Annotated in this window: 13 protein-coding genes; 6 read left to right on the top strand and 7 right to left on the bottom strand. The window is 71.7% G+C overall.

Annotated features, from left to right (window positions below; all coding sequences use genetic code 11):
- The first annotated feature begins 12 nt into the window (after positions 1–12).
- The 3 genes from ACFOY2_RS01365 to ACFOY2_RS01355 all read left to right on the top strand — a co-directional run bounded on the left by ACFOY2_RS01365 (position 13) and on the right by ACFOY2_RS01355 (position 5,601).
- On the top strand, positions 13–3,555 hold the full coding sequence (locus ACFOY2_RS01365; RefSeq protein WP_379526020.1) for a WD40 repeat domain-containing protein: 3,543 nt from the start codon (positions 13–15) through the stop codon (positions 3,553–3,555).
- A 163-nt stretch (positions 3,556–3,718) separates the two neighbouring features.
- A complete protein-coding gene (locus tag ACFOY2_RS01360) occupies positions 3,719–4,792 on the top strand; it encodes a LacI family DNA-binding transcriptional regulator (protein ID WP_379526019.1) in 1,074 nt (357 codons plus the stop codon).
- Between the two features lie 113 nt (positions 4,793–4,905).
- Complete coding sequence (locus ACFOY2_RS01355) at positions 4,906–5,601, top strand: hypothetical protein (protein WP_379526018.1); 696 nt, start codon at positions 4,906–4,908, stop codon at positions 5,599–5,601.
- 2 nt (positions 5,602–5,603) lie between these two features.
- Here the strand turns inward: ACFOY2_RS01355 and ACFOY2_RS01350 are convergent, their stop codons facing one another.
- The 5 genes from ACFOY2_RS01350 to ACFOY2_RS01330 form a co-directional block, all read right to left on the bottom strand.
- Positions 5,604–6,626 (bottom strand): LacI family DNA-binding transcriptional regulator, encoded by a 1,023-nt coding sequence (locus ACFOY2_RS01350; protein ID WP_379526017.1) that lies wholly within the window; start codon positions 6,624–6,626, stop codon positions 5,604–5,606.
- Positions 6,627–6,690: 64 nt separating this feature from the next.
- Positions 6,691–8,673, bottom strand: a complete 1,983-nt coding sequence (locus ACFOY2_RS01345; RefSeq protein ID WP_379526016.1) for an amino acid transporter — start codon at positions 8,671–8,673, stop codon at positions 6,691–6,693.
- A gap of 71 nt (positions 8,674–8,744) precedes the next feature.
- Complete coding sequence (locus ACFOY2_RS01340; protein WP_379526015.1) at positions 8,745–10,826, bottom strand: ATP-binding protein; 2,082 nt, start codon at positions 10,824–10,826, stop codon at positions 8,745–8,747.
- 160 nt (positions 10,827–10,986) lie between these two features.
- Complete coding sequence (locus ACFOY2_RS01335) at positions 10,987–14,220, bottom strand: galactose-binding domain-containing protein (protein ID WP_379526014.1); 3,234 nt, start codon at positions 14,218–14,220, stop codon at positions 10,987–10,989.
- Positions 14,217–15,605 carry a glycoside hydrolase family 43 protein gene (locus ACFOY2_RS01330; protein WP_379526013.1) on the bottom strand — a complete coding sequence of 463 codons (1,389 nt, stop codon included), beginning with the start codon at positions 15,603–15,605 and terminating at the stop codon, positions 14,217–14,219. Before ACFOY2_RS01330 ends, ACFOY2_RS01335 begins: the two co-directional genes overlap by 4 nt.
- 311 nt (positions 15,606–15,916) lie before the next feature.
- Here ACFOY2_RS01330 and ACFOY2_RS01325 point away from each other — a divergent pair, with 311 nt between their 5' ends.
- Entirely contained in the window at positions 15,917–16,705 is a 789-nt protein-coding gene (locus ACFOY2_RS01325; protein ID WP_379526012.1) for an intradiol ring-cleavage dioxygenase, read from the top strand.
- Here ACFOY2_RS01325 and ACFOY2_RS01320 read toward each other — a convergent pair.
- Complete coding sequence (locus tag ACFOY2_RS01320) at positions 16,702–17,073, bottom strand: hypothetical protein (RefSeq protein ID WP_379526011.1); 372 nt, start codon at positions 17,071–17,073, stop codon at positions 16,702–16,704. The two genes, ACFOY2_RS01325 and ACFOY2_RS01320, sit on opposite strands and share 4 nt — an antisense overlap.
- 304 nt (positions 17,074–17,377) lie before the next feature.
- Between ACFOY2_RS01320 and ACFOY2_RS01315 the strand changes: the two genes are divergently transcribed.
- On the top strand, positions 17,378–18,265 hold the full coding sequence (locus tag ACFOY2_RS01315) for a DUF6807 domain-containing protein (RefSeq protein ID WP_379526010.1): 888 nt from the start codon (positions 17,378–17,380) through the stop codon (positions 18,263–18,265).
- Positions 18,266–18,351: 86 nt separating this feature from the next.
- Complete coding sequence (locus ACFOY2_RS01310; protein WP_379526009.1) at positions 18,352–19,548, top strand: ROK family protein; 1,197 nt, start codon at positions 18,352–18,354, stop codon at positions 19,546–19,548.
- Here ACFOY2_RS01310 and ACFOY2_RS01305 read toward each other — a convergent pair.
- Positions 19,545–20,465, bottom strand: a complete 921-nt coding sequence (locus ACFOY2_RS01305) for a phosphotransferase (protein ID WP_379526008.1) — start codon at positions 20,463–20,465, stop codon at positions 19,545–19,547. The two genes, ACFOY2_RS01310 and ACFOY2_RS01305, sit on opposite strands and share 4 nt — an antisense overlap.
- Positions 20,466–20,476: the final 11 nt, after the last annotated feature.

The raw sequence follows: 20,476 nt of genomic DNA, 5'->3' as shown, positions 1-20,476 counted from the left end.
GTGGAGCGCCGCATGACCGAGGACGAATCTGCGACCACCCGGCTCGTCCGCGGCCCGGCGTGGAACGATCCACCGCTGCCGCCGTCCCCCTACCTCGGCCTGGCCGGGTACGGGCCCGAGCACGCCGGGATGTTCTTCGGCCGCGACGAGCTGACGAGGTCGCTGGTGACGCGGGTGCGGCAGGCGTTGCGGGCGGGCGGGCCGCCGGTCCGCATCGGCGCGCACACGTTCGAGGCGGGCGGCCCGCTCGTCGTCACCGGCCCGTCGGGCTGCGGGAAGTCCTCCGTGTTACGGGCCGGGCTCGTCTCCGCGCTGCGGGAGGACCTGACGTGCGTCGTGCTGACGCCGGACGCCCGGCCGCTTGCGGCGCTGGCCGGTGAGCTGGCCGCGCTCGGGGGCGGCGATCCTGAACGGTTGCGGGCGGTGATCGCCTCCGATCCCGGCGCGGCCCGGCGATGCATAAAGGGGCCCGCGCTGGTGGTGGTGGACCGGTTCGAGGAGGTGTTCACCGCCTGCGCGGATGAGGCGGAGCGGCAGCGATTCACGGCGGCACTGGTCGAGCTCTCGAAGTCGGCGGCCGTGGTGATCGCCGTGCGGGCCGAGTTCTTCGGGCGCTGCACGGCCTACCCGGGGCTGCTGGAGGCGATGCGGCGGCCCGAGGTCGTGGCGCCGATGACGGAGACCGAGCTACGTGCGGTGATCGAGGAGCCGGCCACGCGGTCAGGGCTGTCGCTGGAGCCGGGGCTGGCCGATCTCGTCCTGGAGGATCTCCGTGCGCTGGAGTGGCCGGACGGTGTGCTCCCGCTGCTCTCCCACGCGCTGCTGGCCACCTGGCGGCGGCGTACGGGCGGCGTGCTCACCATGGCCGGCTACCGGGCGGCCGGAGGCGTCGGGCGGGCACTGGCGACGAGCGCGGAGGAGACGCTGCGCGGACTGTCGGCCGAGTGCGAGCCCGTCGCGCGCGACCTGCTGGTGCGGCTGGTGCGGACCGACGAGCGGGTCGGCGGCACGAGGCGGCGGGTCCCGCTCGCCGACCTGGCCCCGGACAAGACGTCGGTCGCCGGGCAGGTGCTCGCCGCGTTCGTCAAGGCGCGGCTGGTCACGGTGGACGGTGACGTGGCCGAGCTCGGCCACGACGCGCTCATCAGGGCCTGGCCGAGGCTCGGGAGCTGGGTCGACGCCGAGCGGGCCGGGCTGCTCGTGCGGCGGCGGCTGGCCGAGGACGCGGCTGCCTGGCAGCGGGAGGGGCAGGACCCGGCCTACCTGTACGCGGACGAGCGGCTGGCGGCCGCGCGGGCGCTGCCCGCCGACTCCATGGACGGCGGTGAGCGGGTGTTCCTGGCCGCGTCGCGGTGGCGTCAGCGCAGGCGTTCGCTGATCACGCGCGGGGCGATCGCCGTGCTGACGCTCCTCGTCCTGGCGGCGGCCGGCGGCGGGGTGCTGGCGCTGCGGCAGGGCGCGGAGGCGGCCAGACAGGCCGGGCAGGCCGTCAGGGTGCGTGATGAGGCCCTGTCCCGCCAGGTCGCCGCGACGGCCTCGGCCCTGCCCGACACCTCGTTACGGGCGCAGCTCACACTGGCCGCGTACGGGATCTCGCCGACGCCCGAGGCGCGCGGGGCGCTGCTCGGCGCGCTCGCGCGCCCGATGGGCGCCCGCATGATCGGGCACACCGCCCCCGTCGAGCAGGTGGCCTACCGGCCGGACGGCCGTGTCGCGGTCACCGCGTCGAGCGACGGCACCGCGAGGTTGTGGAACGTGAGCGATCCGCTGCGTCCCAAGAGCGCGGGCGTCGTCACGGGCCATACGAAGCCGGTGCTGGCGGCGGCGTTCAACGTGGGCGGCCGCGTGCTGGCGACCGGCTCCGCCGACGAGAGCGCCCGGTTGTGGGACGTCGCCGACCCGGCCCGCCCCCGCGCTCTTGCGACGCTCAAGGGCCACGAGGACCAGGTGGTGTCCGTGGCGTTCAGCCCGAAGGGCGACCATCTGGCCAGCGCGTCCTCCGACGGCTCTGTACGGCTGTGGAGCCTCGCCGACCTCCGGCGTCCCCGCCGGTCCGCCGTGGTGCGGCGGCCCGCCGACCCCACCGAGGTGGCGTTCAGCCCCGACGGGCGCCTGATGGCGATCGCCTCGGCCGGCGGAATCGCCCTCCTGGACGTGCCGACCTCGCGGCAGCTCGGCGTGCTGACCGTTCCGGGCGGAGACGTCAGAAGTGTGGCGTTCGCCCCGAACGGCCGCTACCTGGCCACCGGGTCCGGGGCGGGGAAGCTGCACCTGTGGGACATCACCGCCGCCCAACTCCTGGCCACCGTCACCGTCCGCGACGTCGCCGTGGAGGACGTGGCGTTCAGCCCGGACAGCGCCCTGCTGGCCGGCGCGTCCGCCGACGCCGCCGTCGGGCTGTGGAACGTCTCCGAGCCCGCGTCCCCCGAGCTCACCGCCACCGTGACCGGCTTCACCGCCGCCGTGACGGGGGTGGCGTTCAGCCCGGACGGCGGCACGCTCGCCACCTCCTCCGCCGACGGCACGGCACGATTGTGGAACGTCTCGGCCGCGACCCGCGCGTGGACCGCCACGGACGTCATCTCGACGGCGGTCGCCAAGAACACCCTGGCCACGACCTCGCGGGACGGAACCATCAGGCTCTGGAACCTCTCCGGCCCCGCGACGACGCCCGCGCTCGCCTCCACGCTGAGCGGCCACACCGGCGCGGTCGTGGCGGCGGCGTTCAGCCCGGACGGCCGCCACCTGGTCACGGCCTCCCTCGACCGCACGGCCCGGTTGTGGAACGTCGCCAGGCCCGCCGCGCCCCAGGTCGTGGCGACGCTCCAGGGGCACACGGACGGCGTGCGCTCGGCCGCGTACAGCCCCGACGGGGGCCTGGTCGTGACCACGGGCGGGGACGGCAGGACGCTGCTGTGGAATGTGGCGGAGCCCGCCCGCCCCAAGGGCGTCTCCGCGCCTGGCGCGCCCGCCGACCGGGCCGGCACGGCCGCGTTCAGCCCGGACGGCCGCGTCCTGGCGACCGGCGCGGAGACCGGCACGGTACGGCTGTGGGAGATCTCCAAGCCCGCCAAGCCGCGGCGGCTGGCCGAGTTCGCCGCGCACACCGCCGCCGTGCGCGACCTGCGCTTCGGCCCGGACGGCAGGACGCTGGCCACGGCCTCCGCCGACGGGGCGGCCGGGCTCTGGGACGTCACCCGCCCCCAGCGGCCCGCACGCCTGTCGGTGCTGCGGGGGCACACCTCCGGCGTCACCGCCGTCGCCTTCGCCGCGAACGGCCGCACGCTCGCCACGGCCTCGCAGGACACGACCATCCGGGTGTGGGACGTGTCGGTCCTGTCGCGTCCGGCGCTCTGGGCGGTTCTGCCGGGCTCGGAGGCGGTCGGCGACGTGGAGTTCGCCGGGACGATGCTGGTCGGGACGTCCGGGTTGTGGGGGTTGGACGTGGAGCGGGCGACCGGGGACGTCTGCGGGGGCTCGGGCATGTCGATCACCAGGGACGAGTGGCAGCGGTACGCGCCCGGGGTCCCGTACAAGGTGCCGTGCCCCGTGTAGGCGTCGCGGCGCGACCAGAACGGGATTCGAAAGGAGCGCAGGTCACGACCAGGACACCGGCGGAAGACGGGGATACCGGCCGGATCGCCCCGGCCCTACACTGCGGTGAAGTGTCGAAGACCGTGAAGGGCCGTCCTTGTCGCGAAAAGTAAGCACAAAGGGTGTGAACACCGACGACGAGCGCGCCACCGTCCGCGACGTGGCCGCACGGGCCGGGGTATCGGCCACCACCGTCTCCAGGGTCATCAAGGGCGACTACCCGGTCGCCCACGGGACCAGGACACGGGTGCTGCGGGCGATGCGCGAGCTCGACTACGTCCTCAACGTGCACGCCCGCGCCCTGTCGGGGGCCAGCACGAAGATGGTGGCGTTCGTGCTGGACGACGTCACGGGCCCGTCCTTCTCCTACGTCGCCAGAGGCGTCGAGCAGCAGGCCGCCGCCGAGGGACGGCTGTGCATGGTGTGCACCACCCACGGCGACCCGGGCAGAGAGCTGGCCGTGGTCGAGGCCATGCGCGAGCAGCGGGCCGACGCGGTGATCCTCGTGGGCGGCGGCTCCCTCGACGACGCCTACCGCGAACGCATGTCGCATTTCGCCCACGCCCTCGACAGGGCCGGCTCCAGGCTCGTGCTCTGCGGCCGGCCGCCGCTGGGCGACGACGTGCCGTCCACGGTCGTCGAGTACGACAACGAGGGCGGCGCGTACGCGATGACCAGCCACCTGCTCTCGCAGGGCCACCGCCACGTCGTCCTGATGGGCGCCGACCAGCCCGGCCAGGCCAGCACGACCAAGCTCGACCGGGTCCGCGGCTTCGTCCGGGCGCACGAGTCGTTCGAGGTGCCCTACGACCCCGACCTCATCGTCCCCTGCGGGCTCGGCCGCGCCGACGGCTACGACAACATGCGCCGCCTCATCGCGCGGGGCGCCAGGTTCACCGCGGTCTTCGCGGCCACCGACATGGTCGCCATCGGCGTCCTGGCCGCGCTGCGCGAGGCCGGCATCAAGGTGCCCGACGACGTCTCGCTGGCGGGCTACGACGACATCCCCTTCGCCGCCGACGTGCAGCCCGGCCTCACCACCGTCCACATCCCGACGGAGGAACTGGGCAGAACGGCGGTCCGCCTGGCCCTCAACCGCCAGGAACGCCAGCACGTCGTCCTCGGCACCCACATCGTCGTCCGCAACTCGGTCCGCCCGCCGACCCGCCGCCCACCCGCCACCCGTTCGCGAAGCTGATCGTCGTGTCGGCGGCGGTCGGTAGGGTGCCGCCACCCACCGAAATCAAACGCGTGCCGTCCAGGGCCACTGACCGCAAATCCGCTGGCGCCCGCAGCACACGATCGGGTTGGATGACGATCATGCGGGTGAAGATCGCCATCCAGCGGGTACGGGTGGGAGCCACGGAATACCGGGTGATCCGCCCGGCCGAACCCCTGGCCAATGGGGCGCTCTTCGACAACGGCAGGTGGTACTCCATGAACGTGGACCGGGAGGACGGCCGGCGGATCGGCGCTCTGTGGCTGCTTGCGGCACGATCCCCACGGTCGTTGGTGTACCTGCCGATCCGCGCCACTCCCGACTGCCCCAGTATCGACCATTATTGGCCCACGGAGGATCGCCCGCTTGATCTCGTTCTGGTCCACCACTCGTTACAGTTCCCGCCGTCACGCTGGAAGGAGGTGCGAAGGCGGATCTCCTCCGCGAAGTGTCCCCGTGAATTACGGACCGCCAGTGTGCCGGACACCGATCTCCCTGCCGACGACGAGATCGACTACCGCGCCCTGAACTACCGGGACAACAGGGACGTGCTCCGCCAGCGCGTGCACGCCGAGACGCTGATTCTGACCGGCAGCGCCCCGGCGTTCCGGCAGCCGGCCCGGCATTTTTTCGCCGTGGCGAAGGAAGGGCCGCCCGCCGCCGCAACCTCGCTGTACCTCGCGGGCGGCTGCAACTATCACGTCTGCCGCTACTTCTACTGGCCGCATCTGGATGAGGGCGACGGGCAAGAGATCCACGTGGAGTACTCCCCGAGCTGGGCCCGCTGAGGTCACCGACGGGGTGGGGCGGTGGATTCGCGGATGATGAGGCGGGGCGGGACCAGGGAGATCCGGGGTTGGGGCTGGCCGGACAGTTCGGCGATGGCCGCGTGGAAGCAGGCCCGGCCCAGGCCGGCGAAGTCCATGCGAACCGTGGTCAGGGCCGGGGTCCAGAAGGCTGAGCCCGGGATGTCGTCGAAGCCCACGATGCTGACGTCGCCGGGGACGTCCTTGCCCGCGTCGTAGAGCGCCCGCCGTACCCCCTGGGCGATGTCGTCGTTGCCGCACAGGATCGCGGTGACGTCGGGTTCGCGGGCCAGCCGGCGGCCCGCCGCGTACGCCGACTCGATGTCCCAGCCGCAGCCCAGCACGTCGGGGAGTTCCGCCCCGGCCTGGAGGAGGGCGTCGCGCCAGCCGGCCTGCCTGCCTCCGCCCCGGCCTTCGGAGGGGATGGCGACGTGGTGGACGGTTCGGTGGCCCAGGTCGAGCAGGTGCTGGGTGGCGTCGGCGGCGGCCCGCCGTTCGTCCAGGGCGATGGCGACCCGGCCCAGGTCGGGGGCGACGGGTTCGGCGACGACGACGGCCGGGATGTGGGGCGGCAGCGCCTCGGCCACGGCGGTGCCCAACGGGTCGAACGCGATCACCACCAGCCCGCCCGCGCTCGGGTCGCTCACATAGTCGACGGTCTGGCGGATCTCGGCCGACTCCACGACCCTGATGCCCAGGGCCACGCCGTCCGTTCTGGCGGCCTCCTCGATGCCCTGCAGCGTGGAGGCGTAGCCGTACAGCATGGTGTTGGAGGTGACGACGGTGATGCCGGTGGCGCGGCCGAAGCTGAGCGTGCGGGCGGCCCGGTTGGGGCGGAAGCCCAGCCGGTCGATCGCGGCCAGCACCGCGGCGCGGGTGTCGGGCCGCACCCTGGGAGACTCGTTCAGCACGCGCGAGACGGTCTGGTGCGAGACGCCGGCCGCGGCGGCGACGTCGCGGATGCTCGGGGCGGCCCCTTTACGGACATGTCGGGGGCTCGCATTCACGATCACATGCTACGTCGAGCGGCCGCACGATCACGCACGTGACACAGGACGACGCTCACGGCCGCTACCCGCCGACGTGGATGCCGGGCCGCCTGACGGGGTCGGGTTCGCCCTTGCGGATGATCTCGCGTACCACCGGGGCCGTGTCGCCTCGGCCGAGGATGAGGTAGCGGAACAGGTGCATCAGCGGCGACCCCTCGGCCCACTCGAAGTAGCAGTGCGGCCGGACGCCGGTGGCGTCGCGCAGGGCGAGCAGGACGGCGGCGACGGCGTTGGGCACGGCCGGGCTGTCGGCGCGCAGGATGCGGTGCCCGTCCACCTCGATCCCGCGCACCCGTAGCACGTCGCTGAAGTCGGACGGGTCGATGACGTCGACCTCCAGGAACAGCACGTCGGCCCGCCCGGGGACGGGGTTCATGCCGCGCTGCTCGGCCTCCTTGGCGTCGTACTCGGGCTTGTCGCCCGCCTGGCGGCGGTTGGCGATGAGGTTGAGCTGGCCGTCGTAGACGATGGAGTCGGCGATGAACGTCCGCGCCCGCTCGTCGAACTCGATGCGGTCGGCCCGCAGTTCGGTCGTGCGCGACACCCGGGAGATCAGCGAGATGGCGACGATGCCGAGGATGAACAGCCCGGAGATGGCGATGCCATCTGGTTTCTCCCTGATGTTCTCCACCAGCGCGTACAGGAGCACCAGGGTGAGCACGGTGAAGCCGGCGATGGCCGCCCGCTGGCGGCGGCGGATGGCGGAGATCGTCACCGCGACCGCGCCGGAGACCATCATGGCCAGGATGCCCGTGGCGTACGCGCCGGCCTGGGCGTCCACGTCGGCGTCGAAGGCGATGGTGAGCACGACGCAGATGCCGGTGTAGACCAGCACGACCGGGCGTACGGCACGCCCCCAGTCGGGGGCCATGCCGTACCCGGGGAGGTAGCGCGGCACGATGTTGATCAGCCCGGCCATCGCGGACGCCCCGGCGAACCAGAGGATGAGAATGGTGCTGACGTCGTAGACCGTGCCGAACGCCTCGCCCAGCCGCTCGTGGGCCAGGTAGGCCATCGCCCTGCCGTTGGCCGCGCCACCCGGCCTGAACTCCTCCGCCGGGATCAGCACGGTGGTGACGAAGCTGGTCGCGATCAGGTAGACGCTCATGATGAGCGCGGCCGAGGTCAGCAGCTTGCGCGTGTTGCGGACGCGTGACTCCAGCCGCCGTGCGGGAGTGTCGCCCTCGGCCGCCACCAGCGGCATCATGCTGACGCCCGTCTCGAACCCCGACAGGCCCAGCACCAGCAGCGGGAAGGCCAGCACGGCCGGGCCGACGACGCCGCCGAAGCTGCCATGGTCGGCGGTCAGCGCCACGGCCCAGCGCGACAGCGCGTCGGGGGAGGTCAGCACCTCGCCCAGGCCGACGGCGACGACCACAGCGTTCATCAGCAGGAACAGCGCGACCAGCGGGATCGCCACGCCGACCGCCTCGGTGAAGCCGAGCAGGAACACCCCGCCGAGCACCACCAGCAGCGCCACGGTCAGCGCGACCTCGTGGCCGTGCAGGAAGGCCGGGAAGTACGGGTTCTCCACGACGTGCACGGAGGCGTCGGCCGCCGACAGCGTGATCGTGATGATCCACGACGTGGCCACGAACCCCAGCAGCACCAGCACGAACAGCTTGCCCCGCCAGAACGGCAGCAGCCGCTCCAGCATCGCCACCGACCCCTGCCCGTGCGGGCTCTCCTTGGCCACTCTGCGGTACATCGGCAGCATGCCCAGCAGCGTCAGCGCCACGATGAGCAGCGTGGCCAGCGGCGACAACGTGCCTGCGGCCAGCGCGGCGATGCCGGGCAGGTAGGCGAGCGTGGAGAAGTAGTCGACGCCGGTCAGGCACATGACCTTCCACCAGGCCTGCGGCTTGGCGTGGCCCTCGGCCGTCTCGGGGCCCACCGGCTGGACCCGATGCTGCAACAGCCAGCGCGGCACGCCCCTGGACGGAGGTTTCTGACGGTTCGGGCTCTCGACCACTGCCGGCACCGACAGCTCACCGGTTCCGCTCACCGGACTTCCTCTCGACGTGAACGGGTCCACATTAGAGGTGCGGCACGGACATCAACCGGTTGCCCCGGTTCTCACATGGGTGAGCCGTTGTTCGGCCGGCCCTCGCCCTCGGGTTCGAGCGCGTAGGCGAGGCCGGCGTCGATCTCGCGGTCGAAGCCGGTGCAGAAGGCCGCGTGGTAGGCGTCGTCCCCGAGCGTGTCGCGGGTCTGCCGCTCGCACGCCTTGCGTGCCGCGACCCAGACGGGGACGTTCGCCTGGGTCAGGCCGTGGGTGCTCCAGATGCGCCGCGCCAGGCCGAACAGCCGGGCCGCCCGCTCGGCCCGGCCGGCGGCGCCCGCCGCCAGCGCCAGCAGGTCCACGGTCAGGCCGATGCCGAAGCCGTCACGCAGCCGCCGTTTGACGCGCAGGGCCGCCTGCCCGTAAACGATGGCCGCGTCGAACCGGCCGCCGGCCAGTTCGGCGTATCCGCGCAGCAGGTCGCCGTGGGAGCGCGTCAGCACCTCGCCACGCTGGTCGCAGAGCGTGCGCAGATCGTCGAACACGGCCAGCGCCTCCTCGAACCGGCCGTCCACGGTGCAGGCGTGGCCTCGGCACAGCAGCGCCAGGAGCATGGCGATGCTCGGCTCCTCGCCGCTCCACCGGGCGCGGAACGCGTGCTCCGACTCGGCCATGGTCCGGGCCGAGTCGCCCCGGACCATCCCGGCCGCCGCCCTGAGCGCTCCGGCGCACCTGATCGCGTACGGGTCGTCCTCGGCGGCGATCTCGGCGATCTCCGCAGCCCTGGCCTCGGCGCCATCGGCGTCTCCGTGGTGCGCCGCCAGCAGGCCGTCGGCCCACAGCGCCTGGAGGAGGACCGGGCCCGGCTTGACGTCCATGGCCAGCGCCCGCCGCAGGTAGGAGCGGCCCTCCTTGGCGTAGCCGCAGCCGTACCAGAAGAACGCCAGCTTTCCCGCGAAGTCGGCTGCCGTCTGACCGTCGGGTCCGCCGAGGGCGGTTTCCAGGGCGGTACGCAGGTTGGCGTGTTCGCCGATCATCCGGTCGTACCAGGAGATCTGGCCAGGACCGAGCCAGAGGGCGGCGCCTCGGGTGGCGAGCGAGGCGTAGTGCTCGCGGTGGCGCTGCCTGAAGCGCTCCTGCTCGCCGAGGTCGCGCAGCCGGGCCGCGCCGTACTCGCGCAGCGTGTCCCGCATCCGGTAGCGCTCCCCCGCCCCGGTCGGCAACCACGTCAGGATCGCCTCGCCGGCGAGCGCGTCGAGCAACAACCCGATGTCGGCCTCCGGCACCCGCTCGTCGGCGCACACCGACCGGGCGGCCTCGACGTCGAAGTCACCGGCGAACACCGACAGGCGTGCCCAGAGCAGGCGTTCAGCGGGCTCGCACAGCTCGTGACTCCATTCGACGGCGACCCGGAGCGGTTCACCCCCTCCCCTGGACGGATCGGTCAGCCTGGCGACCATCAGCTCGATCGGGAACTCGCACACCCGCGCCGCGGCCAGCTCGATCGCCAGCGGGAGCCCTTCGAGCCTCCGGCACAGCCGGACCGCGGCCTGCCGGTTGTGCTCGGCGAGCTCGAACTCGGGCACGATCTCGGCGGCGCGCTCGGCCAGCAGCGCCACCGCGTCCCCTCCCCCGGGTGTCGTGGCGTCCTCGGCGGGGACCGGCAGTGGTCCGACCTCGATGACCAGTTCGCCGGACACCCCCAGCGGGCGCCGGCTGGTCGCCAGCACGCGCAACCCGGGCACGGCCTCGATCAGCGTCTCGACCATGGCGGCGCAGGCGGCGGTCAGGTGCTCGCAGGAGTCGAGCACGACCAGGACCTCGCGGTTGCACAGGTGCTCGGCCAGCACCTCGGCCATCGGGCGGCTGGTCTGGTCGGTCAGGCGCAGCGCCTCGGCGATGGCGTGCGGCAGCAGGGTGCCGTCGTCCAACGCGGACAGCTCGACGAGCCAGGCGCCGCCGCCAGGGCGCATGTCGGCCGCCGCACGCAACGCCAGGCGGGTCTTGCCGACCCCGCCCACGCCGGTCAGGGTCACCAACCGCGCGTCGCGGCATGCCCGGCGTATTCGGCCCAGTTCGTCTTGGCGCCCGATCAGGCTCGTCGGCTCCGGGGAGAGGTTGCCTGCCTGCCACTTGCCCTTCATCGCGATCGCCACCCATCCGATGAGGTTATGAGAGCAGCTTGCCTGATTCCACGGCACCTCGTCACTAAAAGTGAGAAACTAGCTACGCCAGCTGGGCCCTCTTTTTTGCCCCGAACCCCGGCAAAGTGGACACCCAGGGTGAAGGGGGGCGCGCACGCCCCCCTTCACGGGGTCAGGGGCCGTAGGCCTTGACTTCCAGAAGGCCGACCGAGTTGGAGCCGTTTCCGGTCAGCAACACCCGGAGCCGGGTCGTGCTCGTGGCGGTGAACGTCACGTTGTTGTACTGGTTCTTGCCCAGCGAGTACGCCGAAGCGCCGGGCACGTCCACATACGCGCTCCCGTTCCAGTATTGGAGTTTCCACGACGCGGGCATGTCGATCCCCTGGTCGTCGTCGAAGAAGTACACCTCGGCCCGGTTCAGGTTACGGGCGGAGGACCAGGTCAGGTCCACCCACTGCTCTCCCGTCTCAGGCCAGCAGCCCCAGCGCGGGTTGACGGTGTCGTTGGACGATGGCGGGTCGATCCCGTCGTTGACGGCGGCCACGCTCTCCCACGAGGAGGTGTTCGAGGCCGACGCCGTGGCGGAGGTCGCCAGGTTGGCGGACGGCTGCACACCGCCCCGGTTGTAGACCTTGACCTCGGTGAGCCCGGTCCTGGCGCCCGAGGCGGCGGTGGCCAGCACCCGGACACGCTGGGCCGAGACGGCCGGGAACTGCACCACGTTGTAGTTGGCCCGCGGCGCGGACGGCGTCTTGGCCTGGCTGGGCACGCTGACCCAGGCGCTGCCGTTGTGGTACTGGATGTCGTAGGACGCCGGCGCCCGGTAGGTGGCGCTGGCCGGGCGGCTGTCCTTGAAGTAGAGCCGCACCTCGTTGAGGGTTCTGGCCGAGCCGAAGTTCAGCTCGTACCAGTCCTGGCCCGCGGTGGTACCGCCCCAGAACGGCTCGTTGATGGGGAAGCCGTCGACCGCGCCCGCGGTGGAGCTGCCGGAGGCGGTGGTGGAGGCGGTGGCGGTGGCGCCGGCGGCGAGGTTGGTGAGGTCGGCGGTCAGGTCGACGCCCGCCTTGTTCAGCATGTCGACCATGCGGGCGCTGGTGTGCCGGACCTGGCTGGGCGACTGGAGCCCGGGGACGGCCACGTTGTAGGTGACCGTGCCGTTGGTGGTGACGGCGCCGGTGGCGGGGTCCCAGGTGAAGGGCACCAGCGACGAGACCGTGGCGGCCCGGCTGCCGTTGACGTAGATGGAGTACCCCTCGGGCACGCCCGGGTAGCGGACGACGCCGTCGGCCGGGTCGTCCCAGACGATGGTCAGGTCGGCGTTGCGGTAGCGCAGGTTGTTGACGGTGAAGTGGGTCCAGCCGATGTTGATCGGCGACAGCTCGACCTTGGCGTCGTTGCGCGGCCGCAGCCCCGCGACGTCCTCGACGACGGTCCAGTTGCTGCTGCCGAGGATGTTGTGGTGGATCCAGGAGCGGTAGGTGATGGAGGAGCCGTTCCAGTCGGCCCAGAACTCGTTGGCGTCCGGCCACTGGGTGTTGCCGTTGACGTACTGCGCCCAGGCGTTCCAGTAGAGCAGCTTCTTGTACCAGGTCGTGTCGATCCACTCGTTGGGGTAGTTGCGCAGCACCGAGGAGAGCAGGCGGAACTGCACCGTGGAGTTGATCGTGGAGAAGTTGTTGCTGCCGGTGCCCGAGGCCGCCTTGTCGGCCTGGTTGGCGGTGTAGAAGGGGAAGATCGGGTACTGCGCCGGGTCGTCGAACAGGCGCAGCGCCTGCTTGTAGGTGGCCGTGTTCGGGATCGCGCCGACGGCGAACGGGTAGTAGTTGTTGATCTCCTTCCACGGCACCCATTCGTTCGTGGACTTCAGCCGGTGCTCGAAGAGCTGCCTGCCGGGGTTCCACAACACGTTGACGATGGCGTTCTGGATCTGGGTGGCCAGCGTGCGCATTTCCGCGGCCTTGGAGGTGTTGCCGATCGCCTCGTACGCCTGGGCCGCGGCCAGCGCGCCGCTGTACTGGTAGGCGGACTCGGCGCGGTCCATGCGTCCCGGCTTCCAGTGGAAGGAGACGGCGTCGGCGTCGTTGCCGGTCAGGGCGCCCCAGTCATACTCGATGAGTTTGTTGTTGTCGGTGTCGTAGAAGGAGAGCTGGCCCTTGACGTCCTGCTCGGCGTAGCGGGCGAGGTTGGCGGCGATGCCGGACTGGCCACCGTGGATCTGGTAGCTCTTCCAGGCCGCCTCGCCGATGTACTGCGTGTAGCTGTTGGACCAGTTCTCCGGGTCGCCCGGGTTGTCGAGGAAGCGGCCGTTCTTGGAGATCTGGCCGACGCTCAGCCAGTCACCGTAGGAGTAGATCGGGTTGCGCAGGTACTTGAGGTCGTCGATGTGCATGGGCTGGGTCAGCGCGATGGCGTTGTTGTAGCCCAGGACGCCCTCGGTGGAGGTGGGGAACTGGAAGGTCTGTCCGGGGATGTCCGCGTCGAGGTTGTTGAAGCGCATCAGCCACCAGCGGTAGTAGATGTTCTTCTTGATGGCCGGCTCGGGCACGTCGATGTAGGGCACGTTCTCGGCCCACCACCGGTTGTAGGCGCGCACGTGGGTGGCGAACGCCGTGGCGGGCGTGTAGCCGGCGTAGGCGTCGTAGTCGGTGCGCGAGGCGGGGATCTCGTTGGTGACGAAGCCCATGACGACCTTGACGGTCACGGTGGCGCCCGCGGCGACGGTGACGGACCTGTTGAGGCCGCCGCTGGAGACCGTGAAGCCGTCACCGGTGAGCCTGGGGTAGAGCGTGGTGAGGTTGTTGTAGGCGTTCACCTGGCCGGTCAGCTCGCTGCCGCTGCCGGAGGTCGCGTACGGCGAGGTGGCTCTGAGCTGCAGCGTCGTCGAGGCCGAGCCGCCGTTGGTGATGGCCAGGTTGGCGACGGCGACGTTGTTGTCGGTGATGAACTTGGTCTGGTCGATGGTGATCGAGCCGCTGGTGTGCCGGCTCTTCCAGTAGCTGGGCGCCTGCCAGCGAGAACCCACCTGTTCGGTGAACGTGCCGGGGCTGAGCGCGACGGTGAAGGCGTTGTTGTTGCTGATGCTCTCCCAGTAGGCCACCTGGCCGGCGAAGCCGAGCGTGCCCGGCGTGTGGGTCTTCATGAACAGCGCCCGCCCGCGCGACATGAGCCAGGTGCCCGCGGGGTCGTTGCCCGAGCGGGCCAGCAGCCGGTCCATCCAGAAGTCGGTGCCGGAGCTCTCGGCGTCATAGATGGCCTGCATCATGTTGCCGGTCGTGTAGGTGCCGGGCGCGGCGGGGATGGCCGGGCCGTTGAAGGTCGGCAAGCCGATGGTCTGGTCGGCGCCCGCCGCGGGGCCGGCCACGATCATCGCCGCGACCAGCAGTAAGGCTGACAGCACACGCCTCATGAGAAGGCCCTCCATTCGAGCACCCCGGTCGAGAAGCCCGACCTGGAGGTGATGTTCAGCCGCAGCCGTGTCGTGCTGACGGAGCCGAACGTGCTGGTGTTGAAGGTGTTGGCGGCCACGCCGCAGCCCGACGCGCCGGGCACGTTGACGTAGGCGCTGCCGTTCCAGTACTGGAGCTGGCACGAGGCGGGCAGGTCGATGCCCTGGTCGTCGTCGAACCAGTAGACCTCGGACCTGGAGATGTTCTGCGCGGTGGGCCAGCGGTACTCGATCCACTCGGTGCCCTGGTGGTCCCAGTTGCCGTAGGCGCCGTGGCTGCGGTCGGCGGAGTTGGCCGGGGTGTAGCCGTCGTTGACCGCGCCGAGGGTCTCCCATGGCGAGACGTAGGAGGTGGAGGGGGTGGCGCCGGCCGCCAGGTTGCCGGGGGTGGTCGGGCCGCCGGTCTGCACGACCTTCTGCATGGTGCCGTCGGCGTTGAAGTAGAGCTTGTCGATCGTCACCGAGCGGCGGAAGTTGCCCCCGCCCGGGGCGGCGGCGTTGTGGTAGACCATGTACCACTGGCCCTTGTACTCGATGATCGCCGGGTGGTTGGTGGTCGAGCTGACCTGGTCGAGCACGACGCCGCGATGCGTCCACGGGCCTAGCGGGTTACTGGCGGTGGCGTAGCGGATGCACGCGTAGCCGGGCGCCGAGCAGGCCGAGTCGTTGGCCGCGTAGGCGAGGTAGTAGACGCCGTTGCGCTTGAACATCCAGGGGGCCTCCCAGAAGTTCGACACGCCGCTCGGGGTGATGACCGAGCCGTTGATCGTGGTCATGTTGGAGTTGAGGCGGGCGGCGCGCAGCCCGTAATAGGAGCCCCAGTACATGTAGACCTGGCCGTCGTCGTCGGTGAAGACGGTGGGGTCGATGTTGAGCGGCGAGGAGTTGGGGGTGCTGTCGCTGATCAGCGGGCCGCCTTTGGCGTCACGGAACGGGCCGAGCGGCGTGTCGCCGACGGCCACGCCGATGTCCATCCAGCCGGCGCCGTTGCCGTTGACGGGGACGTACCAGTAGTACTTGCCGTCGGCCCCGCGCTCGACCTCGCCGGCCCAGGCGTCGGCGCCCGCCCAGGAGAAGTTGGAGATCGACAGTTTGGCGCCCTGGTCGGTGAAGGTGGTGGCGTCGTTGGAGGTGAAGACGTGCCAGTCGCGCATGACGAAGTTGGTGCCGCCGGACGGCGCCTCGTCGTGGCCGGTGTAGAGGTAGAGCGTGTCGCCGGCGACCAGGGCGGCCGGGTCGGCCGTGTAGATCGCAGTGGTGATCGGCGGGCCGGCGAGCGCGGGCCTGATGTTGCCGAGGATGAGCACGAGTGCTCCGGCGAGGGCCGCTGCCCATCGTCGTCTCATGAGGATGCCCCTTAAGCTGTTAACGCTAACATCACTTGGCCGGGAGAAGGGACGTGAACCTAAAAGGTTTTCGGGAACGTAAATCAGCCGGCGCGGCCTGTCAATCGGCCGCCGCAACCCGATGCAAGCCCGCCCAGCAGCGTATTTCACGAAAGATCGCCGCTGATCAGCTAGCGAGCGCTTGGTTACAGTTCCGTATCATCGAAAAGGGTTTCGGAGGGTTGCCGGCACCCGCCCGCCGCGCCTGCGTCAGAAATCGCCCAAGCCGTGAGAAGTTCGGAACGAACCACTCAAGAGCCGGGGGGACTTCAGTGGGACACGATCACAAAGGTCAGCGCGTCAGCCGCAGGGTGCTGATCGCCGGCATCGGCTCGCTCGGCCTCGGCGGCCTGGTGACCGCATCCGGGCCTCGGCCCGGCGCGGCCGACTCCCTGTTCGCCGGGCCCGACACGTGCCGGCTGACCCCGAGCGCGACCAAGGGCCCGTTCTACTTCGACTCCGACAAGATCCGCAGCGACATCCGCGAGGACCGGCCGGGCGTTCGCCTGCGCCTGGCCATCAAGGTGCAGGACAGCGAGACGTGCAAGCCGCTGCCCGGCGCGGTGGTGGAGATCTGGCACTGCGACGCGGCCGGGCTCTACTCGGGGGCCGAGGCCGCGTCGAAGGGCGGGCTGCTTCTCGGCAAGCTGCCGACCGCCGACACGGCCACCGCGGTCGGCAAGCCCGGCATGGCCGACATGGCCGACATGAAGCCCACGGACGCCGAGCGCTACCTGCGGGGCGCGCAGGTCACCGACGGCGACGGCGTCGTCATGTTCACCACCATCTGGCCGGGCTGGTACCCGGGGCGGACGGTCCACATCCACGTCATGGTCCACCTCGGGGACGAACGCGTGCTGAGCACCCAGCTCATGTTCGACGACACGATCAACGCCAAGGTGCTGGCGACGCCGCCGTACCAGCGGCTGGGCACCCGCGACACCTTCAACGCGGGCGACCCCGACTACCTCGAGGGCATGCTGGTGCGGGTCGCCGAGGACGACGGCGGCTACCTGGGGACCGTCGTCCTGTCCGCCGACTCCGACCAGGACCGCGCCTAGGATCTCGCGGCAGGCCGGCGCCCGAGCGTCCGTTCGACGCCGATGCGGGTCAGCCACCCCAGGCCGGCGGTGAACAGCGGCGGCCACGGGTACACGCCGAAGCTGTAGACGACCAGCACCGCGAGCGGGATCCACACGCGGTGCACGGCCTGGTGGAGCCATCCCGGCGGGCGGACACCGGCCAGCCTGGCCGCATCGGGCAGCGCGAAGAACACCAGCGCGGCGGCCGTGGTCGGCAGCCCGTACTTGACGCTCTCGAAGACCGCGAACGCGGCCAGGAACAGCGTGAGCGCGCCCCAGCCGACCCTTTGCGGCCGGCGGCCTTCTTGGACGGGCCGGGGCGCGTCGTTCACGTGTTCAGTCGCCACGCGCACACTATAGACAGCTCAGGTGCAGCCGATAATCGAACACATTATCAACTGGTCCATGGACCTGGAAGCCGAATGCCGACGTGAGCGCCGACCGGTCTGACGCCCTGGGTCCGCGCTACGCACTCCGGTTCGCCGGCCAGAAGTACCTGGTCAAGGGCATCGCCACCACCGGACTGAAATAGCGCCCGCCGCCCGCCTCGAAGCCAGGGAAGTCGGAGAAGTGTCGTACGCTCAACAAGCACAGCGACCCTGGGCAGACACCTTCGGCCTCATCGAGGACAAGAGAGGCGGGAAAGCGGCCATGCATGCTCCCGGCCCGGACACCGTGCTCGCCGACCGGCCACCGGGTGTCGCCGTGCTGCGGCTGCACGGGCACGACGTCGCCCAGTACGTGTGGGAGCCCGACCTGCCGCTGTCCGCCTCCCCGCGCCCCTACCTGCATCCGGTCCGCACGCTGGGCGGCGTCACCGTCACCGACGCCGCGCCCGACTCCCATCCCCACCAGTTCGGCATCAGCGTCGCCGCTCCCGACGTCGACGGGCGCAACTTCTGGGGCGGGCGCACGTTCGTCGCCGGCCACGGGCCCGCCTGGCTCGACAACCACGGCGTCCAGCGCCACCAGCGGTGGCTGCGCCGCACGAACACCGAGCTGGACCACACCGTCCAGTGGATCGGCGACCACGACACGACGCTTTTGGAGGAGCGGCGCTCGATCAGGTGCCGGCGCGTCGGCGACGCCGCCTGGTCGCTGGGCGTCCGCACCCGGCTCACCAACGCCACCGGCAGGTCGCTGCCCTTCCGCAGCCCGGCCGCGCTGGGCCGGGTCGGCGCGGGCTACGGCGGCCTCTTCTGGCGCGGCCCCGCCGTGTCCGGCACGACCCGGGTGCTCAGCCCGGCCGGGGCGGGCCTGCACCACGTCCACGGCCAGGCCGCCGACTGGGTCGCGGTCACCGACGACGCCACGTGGACGATGCTCTTCGTCCCCGCCGACGAGGTCACCGCCGGCGACCGCTGGTTCGTCCGCGCCCGCGACTACGTCGGCGTCTGCTCGTCGCTGGCCTGGGACGAGCCGCTGCTGCTGCCCGCCGGTGAGACGCTGGAGCGGCATGTGATCGTCGTGGTGATCGACGGCGTCGTCCCGCCCTCGGCGGCCGCCGGGCTGGCCGCCGCCGTCCGGCCGGCCGCATGACGCCGCGCGTTCGGCCGAGCCGGCCCCGTCAGTCCGGAGAACAGGAGCCGGTGCGCCACGCGCGGCCCCACCAATCGGAGGAGCCGGTGCGCCAGGAGAACCTGCGCACCCTCAACCTCGAACTGGTCTTCCGGCACATCCTCGCCGCCGCGCGGCCCATCTCCCGCACCGAGCTGGCCACGCTCACCGGGCTGACCCGGCCCACGATCTCCCGCATCGCCGAAGAGCTGCTGGCCGGGCGGCTCATCACCGAGGGCGGACCGGCCCACAACGGGCGGGCGGGGCGGCCCCGGGTCGGCCTCACCCTGTCCGAGCGCGGGCCCGCCGGGCTCGGGCTCGACATCCGCGCCGACGGCCTGGCCGCCTGCGTCGTCGATCTCACCGGCACCGTCCGCCATCTGGCCTTCACCCCCTACGTCGGCACGAGCGCCCCCGACGTGCTGCGGCATTTGGCGCAGATGGCGCGCACCGCGACCGAGGCCGTCTCCGCCGAAGACCTCACCGTCGTCACCGCCACCCTCGCCGTCCCCGGCCCGGTCCAGGCCGGCATCGTGCAGTCGGCCCCCGAACTCGGCTGGCGCAACCTCGACGCGGGGACGCTGCTGCGGGAGGCGATGGGGCGGCCCGGCATCCCGGTCGCCGTCGACAACGAGGCCAACCTCGCGGCGCTCGGCGAGCTCTACGCCAGCGACAACTCCCTCGACAGCTTCGTCTACGTCTCGGGCGGGCTCGGCATCGGCGCCGGCATCGTCCTGCATGGCCGGCTCATGCGCGGCTCCCGAGGCTGGAGCGGCGAACTCGGGCACGTCACGGTTTATCCGGACGGAAGGCCCTGCCCCTGCGGCTCGTGCGGCTGCCTGCAAACCTACGTTAGCCTCCGGGCCGTACTCGGCGACGAACCCGCGCCGCCGGGCCTCACCCCCGACGCCGCCGTCACGGGACGGGCCGAGGCCGGCCACCCGGCGACCATCGCCGCGCTTGAAAGCGCCGGCACCGCACTGGGCATCGCCCTGGCCGACATGCTCAACATCCTCGACATCGACACCGTGCTGCTCGGCGGCAGCTTCTCGCTGCTGGCGTCGTGGCTGACCGCGCGGGCCAAAGCCGAGATCGACCAGCGGGTGCTGGCCGCCGCCTGGGCGCCGATCACCGTCCGCCCCGCCCTGCTCGGCCCGGACGCGGCCGTCATCGGAGCCGCGCTGACCTCGGTCGACCAGGTCCGCCAGCACCCGACCATCTGGCTCACCCGCTCCGGCGAGACGGCCGCGCAACCCACGCCCTAACCACGTCGCCAGCGGGTGTGGAGCCAGGCGAGGGTGGCGCGGCGGGAGTGTTCGCGGCGCTGCCGTAGGTGCGGGGCGTGCGCGGGGCCGGGGAGGGCGGCGGTTCGCGTCCAGTAGCCGGCCAGCGCCACCAGCAGGGCGTCCACCCGTTCGGGCGGGGCGTGCGCGCCGAGCGGATGCGCGGCGAAGACCGCCTCGGGGTCGGGCTCGCCGAGGTCCGACTCCAGCAGGAGGCAGACCAGGTCGGTCCAGGCCGGGCCGAGGCAGGCCCGTCCCCAGTCCACGAGGCGGGCCGTGCCGTGCTCGTCGATGAGGACGTTGTCGAAACGCGGGTCGAAATGGAGCAACGTGTCGCCGGTGACCAGCTCCGCCCAGCCCCGCTCGACGTCGGCCAGCCGGGGCAGGTGGTCGCGTTCCCAGTCGCCGAGGGCGGCGGTCGCGGAGCCCTCGGCCAGGTCCTGCCAGATCTCGCAGCGGCCCGCCATGCGCTCGGCGACGGTCGGCAGGCCGCCGAGCGGCGACGGGGTCACCTCTCTGGCACAGGCGGCCAGCAGGTCCAGGACGGCCGACAGTTCCCGGGGGTGCCATGGTTCGTGCGGCACGCGTCCCGGCGCCACCTGCGAGCACAGCAGCACCCACCCGCCGGCCTCGCAGGAGAACAGCAGCCGGGGCGCGGGCACCCCGGCAGGCAGCGCGGCGGCGACGAGCGCCTCCGTCCGGTAGTCGGCGGCGGCGTCGCCGGGGACGGCCTTGACGAACACGTGCTCGCCGCCGGCCGGCGTGGCCACGCCGAGCACGCCGTAGGAGAATCCGCCCTGGCGCACCTCGAAGGCGCGGACGGCGCCGAGCCGGCGTTCGACCTCCTCCACCAGGGAGAGCGGCAGGTCGGCCCACTCACGCCGCAGGGTCGGCCTCATCGGGACCCCGG

Origin of the sequence: Nonomuraea purpurea, from assembly GCF_042650645.1 — a bacterium.
Classification (GTDB): Bacteria; Actinomycetota; Actinomycetes; order Streptosporangiales; family Streptosporangiaceae; genus Nonomuraea; species Nonomuraea purpurea.
Note: the sequence above shows the minus strand (reverse complement) of the source record. Positions and strands in the feature narration are given on the sequence as shown.